Source organism: Flavobacterium sp. KBS0721 (assembly GCF_002007065.3).
In the GTDB taxonomy this organism is placed as follows: Bacteria; Bacteroidota; Bacteroidia; order Flavobacteriales; family Flavobacteriaceae; genus Flavobacterium; species Flavobacterium piscis.
On sequence record NZ_CP042170.1, the window covers coordinates 4,479,930 to 4,493,573 of the forward strand.

A 13,644-nucleotide genomic window follows, 5' to 3' on the forward strand; every position below is an offset into this window, starting at 1 on the left:
AATTATTGCTGAAATCAGAAGTTATTTTTATCATCAGTAAACCAGAAGTATTTTGTAACGTAATGATTTTAAGTTGTTATGATTTCTAAAATTCTATACTTTTATCAAAAAAAAGAACTACTTTACCCGTCATAATAATTTGATGCACTGCATTGATAAAAATCATACTATTTTTCTTAAAATTTGATATAACCCTATCAATGAAGCGAAAAATCACTCAAAAATAATCATCGCCATACAACCTTTTAACTCCAATTATTTACATGCACTTAAAACGTATTATTATCCTATTTATAGCTGTAGTTTTTCCTTACTTAAATTATGCACAAGGTTCAAAATTCGACAGTATTTTCTCAGAGACCGCTCAGGTACTAGTAGGCTCCAATCCAAAGAAAGCTTTAAAAAATACCGATTACCTTTATAAAATCTCAAGTGATAATTCACAACGAATAAAATCCAGTATGCTGAGAGCAACGCTTCTGCGTCAGTACGGTATTCGAAATGAAGCGGTTGCCGCATTAAAACGTGCAGACAGTCTGGCTGTAATCGACAAGAATTACACTATGCAGGCAAGAATAAATGGTTTTTTATCAACACTTTACCGCGAATTCGAAATTTATAGCATAGGAAAAACATACTTACAGAAAGCGGTTAGGATCAGTAGGAAAATTGAAGACAAAACAGACATGTATAAATTTCAGGGCAATCTGTCTCAGGAAATAGCCTACTACTACATGTATTCTTCGGATTTTTCAGAAGCCATTGTACATCTTAAAAAGGGTAATCAATTATTTAAAAAAGCCGGAGCCAGTATTGATGTTAACTTTCAAACCGCAGTCAATAACGAACTTATAGCCAAAAACTTTCTCTCACTGCATAAAGTCGATTCTGCATTTTTATATTATGAAAAAGCCAAAAAAGGACTCGAATCATCCCAATCTCCAAATAGTCCTCTCAAAGGATTTATATACAATGGTCTTGCAAATGCCTACATAGCTAAAGGCGATTTTAAAAATGCTACTTCAAGTTTCAAAACAGCAGAACAAATAGCAGAAGTTTCGAATTACTTTACATTAAAACAGGAAGTCTATGTTTCTTTGTTGGAATTTTATAAAAAAACCGATAATAAAAAATACATCACTTATAATGAGCTCAATCTTAAGCTCAATAAAGATGATGAGCAAAGCCGAAAAGTTATTGCAGATGATTTGATAAAAGAACTACGCAAAAAACAGGTTGATACCCAATCTGAATACCAAAAAAGCAAATATCTTATCATTGGAAGCTGTATTCTTATTGTACTCATTATTATTGGTATATATATATTGAAAAGAAAACAGGATTATAATAAAGTTAAAAAGTTTATTAATAAAACAGAGAACCAGACAGAAACTGAAGTGAAGATTTCTCCCAAGAAAGATGTCGCTAAAGAGTATATGTCGGAGGTAACGGAAAGCACGATTTTAGAAAGCATAAAGCAGTTTGAAAAATCTAATTTGTATCTCAACAAAGACATTTCCTTAAATTCTGTAGCTGCAGAACTTAGTATCAACCAACGCTATTTATCTTATGTCATCAACAAACATAAATCAAAGGATTTTGCCAGTTATATCAATGAACTTCGGATAAATTATATCATTAACCGACTGAAAAATGATCCTAATTATCTAAAATATAAAATAAGTTATCTTGCTGATCAATGCGGTTTTTTATCGCATAGTAGATTTACTATTACCTTTAAAAAAGTTACCGGCGTTTCTCCCCTAACTTTTATTACCTATCTTCAAAACGAAAACCACGAGAAAAATCAATCAGATCATGTTACGAAAGCATAACATGCGAGTTAAAGTAAGCGTAGACGGTAAGTTTATTTTAAAAGCCCTATTTTTATAAAATGAAATTAAAAAAACCCGCCATTATTTTTAAATATCTAAAACAGCTATTGCTGTTGGTGGGTTTACTCTATGCATTTTCTAATTGTCATGTCAAAAAATCTGTTTTGCATTTGGCAGGAATCAAGTCTGTACAGCTTTCTCAAAAAAGCCTTACGCAATTACCTGTTCAGGGATCGTGTCATTTCAGTATACTTCAAAAAAGCAGCCTTTCAAAGAGTAATGGTGCTACTGCTCAAGTTCCCATAATCCCAAATAGATGTTCTTTTTATTTTCAAATACACGAATACCAATTAGTTAACACTTTTCCTATTCATCCTGCTTTCAAATTCAATAAAAGTTTGATAAGCTTCCCTCCTATGTTTATAATATTTAAAAAAATAAAGATTGCGCCGGCAGTGGTTTCGTACACTGTATAAAACAATTTTTACTTTTTTAAATTTATAAAATAACATGCAACATCAAAAAACTTTTGACGTGAACGCTATCGTTCCGTTGGCCTTACGTTTAGTAGTGGGCTGGACTTATTTTTCGGCCTTTTGGAGGCGACTTATCCTTGAAAACAAATTAATTCCCGAAGAAGCCGGATACATAGGAGAAAAATTCAATCATTTTTTACCCAATGCACTCGGGATAAAACCGCTTATAGAATATCTCGTGACACATCCTGAAGCTTTATGGATTAATATGGTCGCATTTACAATTATCGAAGGAATTGTTGGCCTTGCCATGATATTGGGCTTTTTTACACGATTGATGAGTATTGGCGTTTTCTTATTGGCATTAGGAATTTTATTGGCTTCCGGCTGGATCGGAACTACTTGCCTGGACGAATGGCAAATTGGAATTTTAGGACTAGCCTCAGGATTTACGCTATTTTTAACCGGAAGCAATTATCTTTCTCTTGACGGTTATTTTATAACAAAAAAATCAGCCTTTACCCAAACAAAATGGTTTCAATTCCTGGGGTCCGGAGCATTAAATTTCACACCTTATAAACCACTGCTTTTAGTTATCGTCTTTTCTATTTTTGGACTTACTTTATTTACTAATCAATATTTTCATGGTGGAGTTTATGGAACGCTTCATAATAAGTCTGTAAAGCCAAAGCTTGAAATCAGCAACTTAAAAGTGGATCACAACGAATTAAGTTTTGATGTTTTTCGGGTAGAAGGAGTCGATGTGTATGGTTCATTTTTAATTGGTATTTCGCTTAAAAACGAAGCGGGAAAAAATCTTTTACAATTGAATGGAAATGATTTAGCTCAGTTATCTCCTCAAACAATATCAAATTATTATGTCGCCAAAATAAAGCCCGGTAAACATAGTCTTGTAATTCCGTTAGGATCGAAAGCAACAATCCGAATTCCTATAGATAATAAATGGAATTTTCAAAAGAGTGCTTATACGCTGACTTTAACAGACATTAGCGGTGCAACATGGGTGTCGAATTTATAATATAATAAAAGCGGGAAGATGTAAAATTCCCGCTTTTATTTTTATTCCTTTAATTATTGCAATACTTTAAACTGTAATTTTATAAGGAACAAATAAAATTATGTAATTAAAGATTTGGCAAGTTTTTGATCTTTGTAATAGATAATGGTATTTATAACACCTTTATCGTTGCAAATTTTAAGCAATTTTAATATAAAATGTATTAAATATTTAAGATATAATAGCTAAATTGCTTAGTATGAAAACAAATTCAGAGGTAGTTATTATTGGAGGCGGTCTTGCCGGTTTGGCGAGCGCTTTACATCTGTCTCAAAAAGGATTATCGGTAACTTTAATAGAAAAATCCGTCTATCCCCGCCACAAAGTATGCGGCGAGTATGTTTCGAACGAAATCTTACCCTATCTTCATTGGCTTAATGCCGATATTTCAAAATTACAGCCTGTCACTATCAATAAATTTGAGTTTACAACCCGAAAAGGAAAGACAGCTTCAGCAAATCTTCCGTTAGGCGGTTTTGGTGTCAGCAGGTATCAGTTGGATAATTTTTTATATCAAAAAGCAGTAACAAACGGTTGTACCATTGTAAAAGAAATGGTTACGGATGTTTCTTTTGATAACGACCTATTTACGATTACCACTACTCATCAGGTTTTATCAGCAAAAATAGTTTTGGGCGCTTTTGGCAAACGATCCAATATTGATCAGGTATTATCACGCGATTTTTTCGTAAAAAAGTCACCATGGTTAGCCGTTAAGGCACATTATAAAGGTGATTTTGCAAATGATCTCGTGGCCCTGCACAATTTTGAAGGCGGTTATTGCGGCGTTTCTAAAGTTGAAAATGATATAATTAATATTTGCTATCTGGCCGATTATGCCACATTCAAACAATATAAAAATATAGAAGAATATCAGCGTAATGTATTGTATAAAAACAAACACCTTAAAGCTGTATTTGAAAACAGTACACTTCTTTTTGATAAACCTATTACCATAAGTCAGATCTCTTTTGATAAAAAACAGCCTGTCGAAAACCATATTTTAATGATTGGCGATACGGCCGGCCTTATTCATCCTTTATGCGGCAACGGAATGGCGATGGCCATACACAGCGCCAAAATTGCATCAGAATTAGTATTGGATTTTTATTCTGAAAAAATAAAGTCGAGAGACGAATTAGAAAAAAGCTATTCAAAACAGTGGAAAAAACACTTTGGTAAACGCTTATTCATGGGAAGGATTTTAGCGAAAGTTTTAAGGAATAAAACTATTACCAATACCCTCGTTGCCATTACGGTAACATTACCGGCCTTATTACCTGCAATAATCAAACAAACGCACGGCAAACCAATAGCAATTCATTAAATGATCATAAATACTACATATAGAACACAGGAAACGGAGATAATGGACGATTTTTTTCTCGAGGGAAAAGAATTACAAGAAGCATTGGATAAAATTGCCAGTATTAATAGATTGTTAGGCGGCAATAAATTAACGTTGCACGGACTAAAAATATTATTGAAAAAATCAGATGCCACAAAAACAATAACAATTGCCGACATAGGCTGCGGTAACGGAGATATGTTGCGTATGCTGGCAGATTATGGTAAAAAAAACAACCTGAATCTTAAACTTATTGGTATAGATGCCAACGCTTTTACGATCAATTATGCCCAAAAATTATCGACAGCATATCCTAATATCGAATATAGATGTGTCGATATTTTTAGTCCCGAATTTAGTCTTCTTAAATACGATATTATTTTGTGCACGCTTACGCTGCACCATTTTTCGAACGAACAAATATTAAATATAATGACTATCTTTAATAACAACGCCAACATTGGCATTGTCATTAATGATTTGCACCGCAGCAAATTAGCCTATCGCCTTTTTGAAAAAATTTGTACTATTTTCAAATTAAACAAAATGTCACGCGAAGATGGACTAATCTCTATTTTAAGAGGTTTTAAGAAAAAAGAGCTAGAGAATTTCTCTAAAAAATTAGATTTAAAAAACTATACCATAAACTGGAAATGGGCTTTTCGTTACCAATGGATAATTGCTAAAAAATGAGTGTAAAAATTATAACAGTTGCCAAGCAACTCCCCAAATATTCGCGTGCAACAGCAGATATACTTCCGTTTTTGGATGTATGGCTGCAGGATCAGGACGAACGTTTCATCAAAAAAGTAAAAAAGATTTTTGAAGGCGCAGCAGTAGACAAACGCTACTCGATCATGGATCCTGAAGAAGTTTTTACAGCAACCTCTTTTGAAGATAAAAATGATATTTACAGCCGTGAAGTGATTATTCTGGGCGAACAGGTATTAGAAAAAGCACTTAAAAAAGCAGGTTGGGATCCAGAAACACTGGATTACATTATTACTGTAAGCTGTACGGGTATAATGATTCCGTCTTTGGATGCTTATCTCATTAATAAAATGAAATTGAAGCAGGATATCATAAGGCTTCCGGTAACCGAAATGGGTTGTGCAGCCGGAATATCGGGTATTATATACGCAAAAAATTTCCTGAAAGCCAATCCGGGGAAACGTGCTGCGGTTATAGCTGTAGAATCTCCAACGGCAACTTTTCAGCTCAATGATTTTTCGATGCCTAATATTGTAAGTGCAGCTATTTTTGGCGATGGAGCCGCTTGCTGTTTATTGTCATCCTACGAAGAAGATTATGGCCCTGAAATACTAAATGAAGAAATGTATCATTTTTATGATGCCGAACATATGATGGGTTTTAAACTGACCAATAGTGGTTTGCAAATGGTTTTGGATATAGAAGTTCCCGATACTATTTCGTCGCATTTTGGAGATATCATTCACCCGTTTTTAGAAAAAAACAATTTAGAAATTAAGGATATAGACCATATGATTTTTCATCCCGGCGGAAAAAAAATAGTCAACACCGTAGAATCTCTATTTTCCGGATTAGGCAAAAATATCGATGCAACTAAAGAAGTCCTCAAACAATACGGCAATATGTCGAGTGCAACTGTTTTATATGTATTAGAAAGTATTATGGACGGAAATCCAAAGTTGGGAGAAAAAGGATTGATGTTAAGTTTTGGTCCGGGATTTTCGGCACAGCGTGTTTTGTTGCAATGGTAATGGTAACTAATTTAATTATTATTATATAGAATTAAACACAGATTTTTGCTAAACATTAAAAAAATCCGTTTTAATCCGCGTCTTTACGAAGTAAATCCGTGTTATCCGCGTTCCGTTAGACATCAAATTATTAAACGAAATAAATTATGACTTTAAAAAATATTATAGCTCAGTTACCTTACAGCAAACCTTTTCTTTTTGTAGATGAGCTGTTGCATGTGGATGAAAACAGTATTACAGGAACGTATACTTTCAGCGAAGATCTTGATTTTTACAAAGGTCATTTTAAAGGCAATCCTGTAACTCCCGGTGTTATTTTAACCGAAACAATGGCTCAGATTGGAATGGTTTGCCTGGGAATATATTTACTGGGAGATGGCTTTAATAAAAATACAGTAATAGCTTTTACATCGGCAGATATGCAATTCTTAAAACCGGTTTATCCTAACGAAAAAGTAACCGTAAGTTCTCAGAAATCATTTTTCAGGTTTGGAAAACTAAAATGCGATGTTGTTATGAAAAACGAAGCCGGACAAGAAGTCTGCAAAGGTATTTTGGCTGGCATGATTACAAATAAATTATGAGTAAAAGAATTGTAATAACAGGCTTAGGCGTAGCAGCTCCAAACGGGGTTGGGATTCCTGCATTTACGAATTCCATAAAAAATGGCATTTCGGGAATTCGTCATGATACGCAATTAGAAGAATTACAATTTTCATGTCAGATTGCGGGTCAGCCACCAATTTCAGACGAACTAAAATCTCAGTATTTTACAGAACTTGAATTACGCGGTTTTAATAGTACAGGAATTTTATACGGTGTTATTGCCGGAATAGAAGCCTGGAAAAATGCAGGTTTACCAATAGAAAATAATGATGAACCAGATTGGAATAGCGGAACCATTTTTGGATCAGGAACATCAGGCATCGATAAATTTCGTGAAAGCATTTATAAAATAGACGAATTGCAGGTTCGGCGATTGGGCAGCACTGTGGTAGCGCAAACCATGAACAGCGGTATTAGTGCCTATCTTGGTGGCAAGCTGGGTTTAGGCAATCAGGTAACTACAAATTCATCGGCCTGTGCTACAGGAACCGAAGCTATCATGATGGCGTACGACCGTATAAAATCCGGACAGGCAAAACGCATTTTGGCAGGAAGCACAGGTGACAGCGGTCCATATATTTGGGCCGGATTTGATGCTTTGCGCGTTTGCAGTTCTAAATATAATAATGCTCCTGAGCAAGGTTCCAGACCTATGAGTGCCAGCGCAGCGGGATTTGTTCCCGGAAGCGGTGCCGGAGCTCTGGTCATCGAAGATCTTGAAAGTGCTTTAGAACGAGGTGCAACTATTTACGCCGAAATTTTAGGAGGAAATGTAAACTCGGGAGGACAACGTGGTAACGGAAGCATGACAGCTCCTAATAGTACTGCCGTTCAGAAATGTATTACTGATGCCATCCAAAATGCAGGAATTACTGCGACTGATATCGATGCTATAAACGGCCATCTTACCGCGACTACAAAAGACAGTCTGGAAATCGAAAACTGGACTAAAGCTTTAGATCGAAAGGGAACTGATTTTCCGCATATCAATTCCTTAAAAAGTATGACCGGACATTGCCTGAGTGCGGCCGGAAGTATCGAAAGTGTTGCTGCAATTTTACAGCTTCATGAAGGTTTTTTATTTGGAAATACTAATTGTGAAGATCTTCATCCTGAAATTACCGCCCTTATCGATTCCTCAAAAGTGCCTTTTAAAACAATCCATAAAAATCTCAATATAATTGCCAAAGCAAGTTTTGGTTTTGGCGATGTAAATGCGTGTATAATCTTTAAAAAATTTGAAAACTAATATGAACAAAGAAGAACTTATAGCGAAATTAAAACTGATCATAAAGCCTTATACAACAAATACAGAGGCTTATGACAACCTTACCGAAGACACGGATTTTATCAATGATCTGAACATAAATTCAGCTAATTTGGTAGACATCATTCTGGATATTGAAGAAGCATTTGACGTTGTTATTGATAATACTGATATGGAACGAATGCTGGATGTTAAAACTTCGGTAGAAATTATAGCTGAAAAGCTCGCAGCAAAATGATTGGTAATGATGTTATAGATATTCTGCAATCCCGCCAGGAAAGTAACTGGCAGCGTAAAGGTTTTATCGAAAAGATTTTTACTGTTGCTGAACAATTACAAATATCACAAACATCAGATCCAGAAACGATGATATGGCTGCTTTGGAGCATGAAAGAAGCAGCCTATAAAATCTATAACCGCCAAACCAAAATAAGGAAATATATTCCTAAAAAACTGGCGTGTACTATTATCTCAAAAAACGAACACTCTGCTACAGGAATAGTAATTTGTGAGGATAATAGTTATTACACCAAAACTACAATCTCCAAAGATAGTTTACATACCATAGCTGTAACCAATATTGATCACTTCATTAATGTAATTGAGGTGGTTAAAAAAGGTATTATCAAAGATGATAACGGAATACCTTTCTTAGCCAAACCTTCATCAAATATTTTGAAAGACGTTTCTATCAGTCATCACGGACGTTTTGAAAAAGTGGTTACTCTTTTATTTCCCTCTTAAATTAGAGTTTTCAGCAGCTCGATTTCTTCTCTCTTTTTTCCTTATTTACTTTTATTTGTTTTTTAGTCCGATTTCTTTTTTATTTTTTTCTCTTTCTTTTCCCAGTTATAAATTTCCTAAAAAATAACGTTATCGGCTTGTACCAAAGAAAACCTGCCTGATTTCAAACTTCAATATTTAATAGTTATAAATTTAATTTATAAACACTAAAAATTATTAATTTGATTAATAAGCATAGTCGCTATACATTTGTCTCATCAAAATCAAACAAACGATTTGAATCATTAAATAAATAACTATAAAAATTAAGATCATGAAATTTACAAGAAGAGCAAACGCAAATTGGAAAGGTACAGGAATGGAAGGAAAAGGAACAATCAGTACTCAAAGCACCACTTTAAACAATGCCCAATTATCTTTTAAAACCCGTTTTGAAGAAGGTGTAGGAACCAATCCTGAAGAATTAATCGCAGCAGCACATTCTGGCTGTTTTACCATGCAACTTAGCTTTTTACTTTCTGAAGCAGGATTTATTCCGGAAGATTTAAGTACCGAAGCAAAAGTAACTTTTGAAGACGGAACAATCACTTTGATTCAGTTAATCCTTAACGGAAAAGTTCCCGGAATTACAGCAGAAGATTTTCAGAAAGCGGCAAAAAAAGCAAAAGAAATTTGTCCTATCTCAAAACTATTAAATACTGAAATTACTTTATCGGTAACATTAAACTAAATACTTTATGTCAACCTGAGCGAGGTCTTCGACTTCGCTCAGCCTGACAAAACAAAACAACAAAACAATATAATAGAAAAACATACAACAACAATTTAAAAACACACAATTATGAAAACAATAGCATTAAAAGGACAATTGAATCGTTATTTCATGTTCGCAGTACTTATTTTTAGTTTCTTATTTGCAACAGCAAATTCTAATGCACAAACAACTCCTCCGCAAATTAAAAACGTTGTTTTAGTACACGGTGCATTCGCCGATGGTTCTGGATGGAAAGGTTTATATCAGGTATTAACTAAAAAAGGATACAACGTTACCATCGTTCAAAACCCTTTGAGTTCTCTTGAAGATGACGTACGAGTAACAAATTTAGCCTTAGACAAACAAGACGGTCCAACAATTTTGGTAGGCCATTCATGGGGCGGTACTGTAATTACAGAAGCAGGAAATCATCCTAAAGTAGCGGCATTGGTTTATGTAGCAGCTTTACAGCCTGATAACGGAGAAACTTCTGTACAATGGTTAATGACGGCTCCTCCAGCTCCTGAAAATGGTGTATTGAGTCCTGATGACAAAGGAGTTGTGTATTATGATAAAGCTAAATTTCATGCTGGTTTTGCTGGAGATATCAGCAAAGAAGACGCTGATTTTATGTATGCTTCTCAAGGTGCATTCTACGCAAAAGGATTTGGAACTCCTATCACCAAAGCTGCCTGGAGAAACAAACCTTCATACGGAATTGTAGCAACTGAAGACAAAAGTATATCTCCTGAAATAGAACGCGCCATGTACAAACGTTCGAATACAAAAATCACAGAAATAAAAGGAAGTCACGTGGTGTTTATTTCACAACCTGAAGCTGTAGCGAAAGTTATTATTGCTGCTTCTAAAAAATAAATTAAAAATTTTTTAAATTCCAAATTCCAATCTGTTGGATTCAAATTCCAATAAAAAAATTCCAAATTCCATACCTTAATTGATGTTCTCATTTAAGTAATTGGAATTTGGATTTTCTCTTTAAAATTGGAATTTATTTTTAAGCTTTTGAATGTGATTTTACATAATCACTAACTGATTTGGCAAAATAAGGCGAATCATTCCAGCGTATTTTTCGATAGGCAAAATCTTTTTTTAAGGAATCAGGAAGACAATTCCAGATCGCTTCATTCATTTTTTCGAGCAATAGTTTTTTCGAAAAGGAATCAGAAACCACCAAACTAATTTCCCTTACGGGTTTTGGTTCTTTGAAAGGTTTAAAAAGTCCCGAATTATTTTCGTTCAAAATAGAAAGTTCCGGTATAATCGCGAATCCTAATTGGGCACGAACTAAATTTTTTAAGGTTTCGATTGAACTAATATCATACGTAAATTGCTCCTTTATTTTTCCCGGTGTTCTGATTCCGCAGATATCCAGCAATTGTGCGTTGTAGCAAAACTCGCTATGAAGTAACAACAATTCGGTTTTATCACCTGGCTGAAGTTCATAAAAATCATTATTAGCCATGGGGTGATGCTCGTTTAAATAGGCTACAAAAGGCTCTTTAAAAACAGGATGTTCAATTAAATTCGGGTTTCCGGTAGGCGTTGCCATCAAAACAACATCTAATGATCCCGTTTCCAGCTCTTTCATTAATTGTCCTGTATTGGCTTCTTTTATAATAAAATGTACTTTGGGAGTTGCATCTTTCATCGCTTTTATAAACAGCGGAATCAAATAAGGAGACAAAGTCGAAATTACTCCTACCCTCACTTCACCTTCAAGCAAGTTTTTTTCGTTTACCACAAAATCACGAATTTCATCGGCTTCGCGAAGTATTTTCTTTGCTTTGTTTATAATCTCGATTCCAAGTGTTGTAGGTGTTAACGGAACTTTATTTCGATCGAAAATTTTAATGCCAATTTCTTCTTCCAGATTTTTTAACTGAATGGTAAGTCCGGGTTGCGTAACCATACACACTTCGGCAGCTCTTGCAAAATGACGTTCTTCATCTAATGCTACAATATATTTTAATTGCTGTATGGTCATGATTATAAATTTATTTTATAAAGATAAACAAAATCTTCTTTTTGCTTATATTAGAAAACAAAACAGGCAAAAGAAAAAGTTCTTTTTTGCCTGCTTTTATATTTTACTTATTTGAAAATAAATTTAATCCATCTTTTCTTCTTTTCATTCTTTCGTAAATTCGTTTTCTGTTTTTGATCTTTATAAGTTTCTTACTTTGCAGTATTAAAATAATTTTCAAACAAAGCCAATTGGTTTGCCAAAGATTTGTTCCAATATTTTGGATCATGTCCACCTGAAGATTCCATATAGAGATGTTCTATTTTTTCATTCGTTAAAAGATGATGAAAATCGCGGTTCATATCGATCATTTGCTGATCCTCGGTACCACAATCTAAAATATAAAACTGATTTGCCGAAGACATTTGCCTGGTTTTCTCAAACGTAAAATACTGTTTGGGTAAACTTTTAAAATCACCTAAAACTTTATCTACCTGATAATTATTGAAGTTTTCTCCAAAACGGTTAAAATCCAGCGCTCCACAAGAACTTCCAACAATACCAAAAGTATCCGAATAAAATATCCCAATATTTAATGCGCCATATCCGCCCATACTCCAACCCAGAATTCCCCTAAACTGTCGGTCCTTTAATGTTGGATAATTTGCATCAACATAATCGACTAATTCTTTTCCTATAAAAGTTTGATATTGCGACGATTTATCTACAGGACTATCAACGTACCAACTATTAAAATTACCATCGGCCAAAACATATATCGTATTATAATTTTGAGATTTTCCTGCCAGATCAGGAATATCCTGTTTGTAAGTTCTATCAGGATTTCCGCTGTAACCGTGCAGTATATAAACGGTTTTATAGATTTTTCCTTTTATCAATTTTGGAGTAATAATAACCGTTTCGATTTCCTTATTCATTTTTTTGCTCCATATTTTTTTATGAATAATTTGTTGTGCCGAGATGGATAATGATACAGCTAAAAATGCCAGAGTGGTCAATAATGTTTTCATCGTTTTTATTTTTAATGATGAAACAAAATTCAGCCATATAAAATACAAAAATATTTACATGCGTTGAGAAATCACAACTTTATTTAGGTATGTGTACGAGCAAACTGTTATTGTAATAACCTATTATCCCTTAACAATATGACACAGTACTTTTTTTAATCGTCTTTGTTTGAAAAATCAGAATCTAAAAATAAGTCAGATTTATAGGTTGAATTCTGGTAAAAATCTTTAAATTTATGTTCAAAAATCTTATTTTATGAAAAATTACGTACTAGTATTCGTCGCTATTTTAGCCTTATCTTTTAATTCTTGTACCTCGATGAAAGACACTTCAAAAACTGCCGATCTTTATAATACAACCTGGGAACTCGAGTATATTTCAGGACCGCGTATTGCTTTTGAAGGTTTATTTCCGGATAAAAAACCGTTTATTAAATTTGATGAAGCTACTAAGCAAGTTTCAGGAAATGCAGGTTGCAATGGTTACAGCGCTCCATTTACATTAAAAGGAAAATCACTTACTTTTGGAGAGCAAGGTCCGGCAACTTTAATGTACTGCGAAGGTGGCGGAGAGCAGGTTTTTACAAAAACCATTAAAGAAATTGATAGTTATGCTATTGATAAAGATGGCAAACTAAATTTAATTATGAAAGATATCCCAATGATGCGATTCAAAAAAGTAACTAAATAATTTTCATTGTTTTACTAAAGTAATTACTAAATAAACTCTAAATCCCTCGGTTTTAAAACTTGAGGGATTTTTTTATGGATATCAAAAC

General features: G+C 34.0%; 15 protein-coding genes. 13 read left to right on the forward strand and 2 right to left on the reverse strand.

The window, feature by feature from the left end; genetic code table 11:
- Nucleotides 1–263 precede the first annotated feature (263 nt).
- From B0M43_RS19005 to B0M43_RS19060, 12 genes are all read left to right on the forward strand, one after another.
- Nucleotides 264–1,835 (forward strand): AraC family transcriptional regulator, encoded by a 1,572-nt coding sequence (locus tag B0M43_RS19005; protein WP_078007749.1) that lies wholly within the window; start codon nt 264–266, stop codon nt 1,833–1,835.
- A 59-nt stretch (nt 1,836–1,894) separates the two neighbouring features.
- Nucleotides 1,895–2,311: a hypothetical protein gene (locus B0M43_RS19010; protein ID WP_078007750.1), complete on the forward strand. Its 417-nt coding sequence runs from the start codon at nt 1,895–1,897 to the stop codon at nt 2,309–2,311.
- 34 nt (nt 2,312–2,345) lie between these two features.
- The gene (locus B0M43_RS19015; protein ID WP_078007751.1) at nt 2,346–3,350 is read left to right on the forward strand and encodes a TQO small subunit DoxD; all 1,005 of its coding nucleotides are present in this window, start codon (nt 2,346–2,348) and stop codon (nt 3,348–3,350) included.
- Between the two features lie 238 nt (nt 3,351–3,588).
- Entirely contained in the window at nt 3,589–4,716 is a 1,128-nt protein-coding gene (locus tag B0M43_RS19020; protein WP_078007752.1) for an NAD(P)/FAD-dependent oxidoreductase, read from the forward strand.
- Nucleotides 4,717–5,430 (forward strand): methyltransferase domain-containing protein, encoded by a 714-nt coding sequence (locus B0M43_RS19025; RefSeq protein WP_078007753.1) that lies wholly within the window; start codon nt 4,717–4,719, stop codon nt 5,428–5,430.
- The gene (locus B0M43_RS19030; protein ID WP_078007754.1) at nt 5,427–6,479 is read left to right on the forward strand and encodes a type III polyketide synthase; all 1,053 of its coding nucleotides are present in this window, start codon (nt 5,427–5,429) and stop codon (nt 6,477–6,479) included. Before B0M43_RS19025 ends, B0M43_RS19030 begins: the two co-directional genes overlap by 4 nt.
- Before the next feature lie 146 nt (nt 6,480–6,625).
- Nucleotides 6,626–7,063, forward strand: coding sequence for a 3-hydroxyacyl-ACP dehydratase FabZ family protein (locus B0M43_RS19035; protein WP_065449393.1), 438 nt, complete (start codon nt 6,626–6,628; stop codon nt 7,061–7,063).
- The gene (locus B0M43_RS19040) at nt 7,060–8,334 is read left to right on the forward strand and encodes a beta-ketoacyl synthase (protein WP_078007755.1); all 1,275 of its coding nucleotides are present in this window, start codon (nt 7,060–7,062) and stop codon (nt 8,332–8,334) included. The genes B0M43_RS19035 and B0M43_RS19040 overlap by 4 nt, the downstream gene beginning before the upstream one ends.
- 1 nt (nt 8,335) lies before the next feature.
- Nucleotides 8,336–8,590, forward strand: coding sequence for an acyl carrier protein (locus B0M43_RS19045; protein ID WP_065449395.1), 255 nt, complete (start codon nt 8,336–8,338; stop codon nt 8,588–8,590).
- Complete coding sequence (locus B0M43_RS19050) at nt 8,587–9,096, forward strand: 4'-phosphopantetheinyl transferase superfamily protein (protein WP_078007756.1); 510 nt, start codon at nt 8,587–8,589, stop codon at nt 9,094–9,096. The genes B0M43_RS19045 and B0M43_RS19050 overlap by 4 nt, the downstream gene beginning before the upstream one ends.
- A 313-nt stretch (nt 9,097–9,409) precedes the next feature.
- On the forward strand, nt 9,410–9,826 hold the full coding sequence (locus tag B0M43_RS19055; RefSeq protein ID WP_078007757.1) for an OsmC family protein: 417 nt from the start codon (nt 9,410–9,412) through the stop codon (nt 9,824–9,826).
- A 111-nt stretch (nt 9,827–9,937) separates the two neighbouring features.
- Nucleotides 9,938–10,726 carry an alpha/beta hydrolase gene (locus B0M43_RS19060; protein ID WP_078007758.1) on the forward strand — a complete coding sequence of 263 codons (789 nt, stop codon included), beginning with the start codon at nt 9,938–9,940 and terminating at the stop codon, nt 10,724–10,726.
- 139 nt (nt 10,727–10,865) lie between these two features.
- Here B0M43_RS19060 and B0M43_RS19065 read toward each other — a convergent pair whose 3' ends face one another.
- Together B0M43_RS19065 and B0M43_RS19070 are read right to left on the reverse strand one after the other, a co-directional pair.
- Nucleotides 10,866–11,855 (reverse strand): hydrogen peroxide-inducible genes activator, encoded by a 990-nt coding sequence (locus B0M43_RS19065; protein WP_078007759.1) that lies wholly within the window; start codon nt 11,853–11,855, stop codon nt 10,866–10,868.
- Between the two features lie 191 nt (nt 11,856–12,046).
- A complete protein-coding gene (locus B0M43_RS19070; protein WP_078007760.1) occupies nt 12,047–12,865 on the reverse strand; it encodes an alpha/beta hydrolase family protein in 819 nt (272 codons plus the stop codon).
- Between the two features lie 256 nt (nt 12,866–13,121).
- Between B0M43_RS19070 and B0M43_RS19075 the strand changes: the two genes are divergently transcribed.
- Entirely contained in the window at nt 13,122–13,556 is a 435-nt protein-coding gene (locus B0M43_RS19075) for an META domain-containing protein (protein WP_078007761.1), read from the forward strand.
- The last annotated feature ends 88 nt before the right edge of the window (nt 13,557–13,644 follow it).

Coding starts and splice junctions, on each gene's coding strand:
- B0M43_RS19005 (WP_078007749.1), top strand. CDS start 264: ATGCACTTAAAACGTATTATTATCCTATTTATAGCTGTAGTTTTTCCT.
- B0M43_RS19010 (WP_078007750.1), top strand. CDS start 1,895: ATGAAATTAAAAAAACCCGCCATTATTTTTAAATATCTAAAACAGCTA.
- B0M43_RS19015 (WP_078007751.1), top strand. CDS start 2,346: ATGCAACATCAAAAAACTTTTGACGTGAACGCTATCGTTCCGTTGGCC.
- B0M43_RS19020 (WP_078007752.1), top strand. CDS start 3,589: ATGAAAACAAATTCAGAGGTAGTTATTATTGGAGGCGGTCTTGCCGGT.
- B0M43_RS19025 (WP_078007753.1), top strand. CDS start 4,717: ATGATCATAAATACTACATATAGAACACAGGAAACGGAGATAATGGAC.
- B0M43_RS19030 (WP_078007754.1), top strand. CDS start 5,427: ATGAGTGTAAAAATTATAACAGTTGCCAAGCAACTCCCCAAATATTCG.
- B0M43_RS19035 (WP_065449393.1), top strand. CDS start 6,626: ATGACTTTAAAAAATATTATAGCTCAGTTACCTTACAGCAAACCTTTT.
- B0M43_RS19040 (WP_078007755.1), top strand. CDS start 7,060: ATGAGTAAAAGAATTGTAATAACAGGCTTAGGCGTAGCAGCTCCAAAC.
- B0M43_RS19045 (WP_065449395.1), top strand. CDS start 8,336: ATGAACAAAGAAGAACTTATAGCGAAATTAAAACTGATCATAAAGCCT.
- B0M43_RS19050 (WP_078007756.1), top strand. CDS start 8,587: ATGATTGGTAATGATGTTATAGATATTCTGCAATCCCGCCAGGAAAGT.
- B0M43_RS19055 (WP_078007757.1), top strand. CDS start 9,410: ATGAAATTTACAAGAAGAGCAAACGCAAATTGGAAAGGTACAGGAATG.
- B0M43_RS19060 (WP_078007758.1), top strand. CDS start 9,938: ATGAAAACAATAGCATTAAAAGGACAATTGAATCGTTATTTCATGTTC.
- B0M43_RS19065 (WP_078007759.1), bottom strand. CDS start 11,855: ATGACCATACAGCAATTAAAATATATTGTAGCATTAGATGAAGAACGT.
- B0M43_RS19070 (WP_078007760.1), bottom strand. CDS start 12,865: ATGAAAACATTATTGACCACTCTGGCATTTTTAGCTGTATCATTATCC.
- B0M43_RS19075 (WP_078007761.1), top strand. CDS start 13,122: ATGAAAAATTACGTACTAGTATTCGTCGCTATTTTAGCCTTATCTTTT.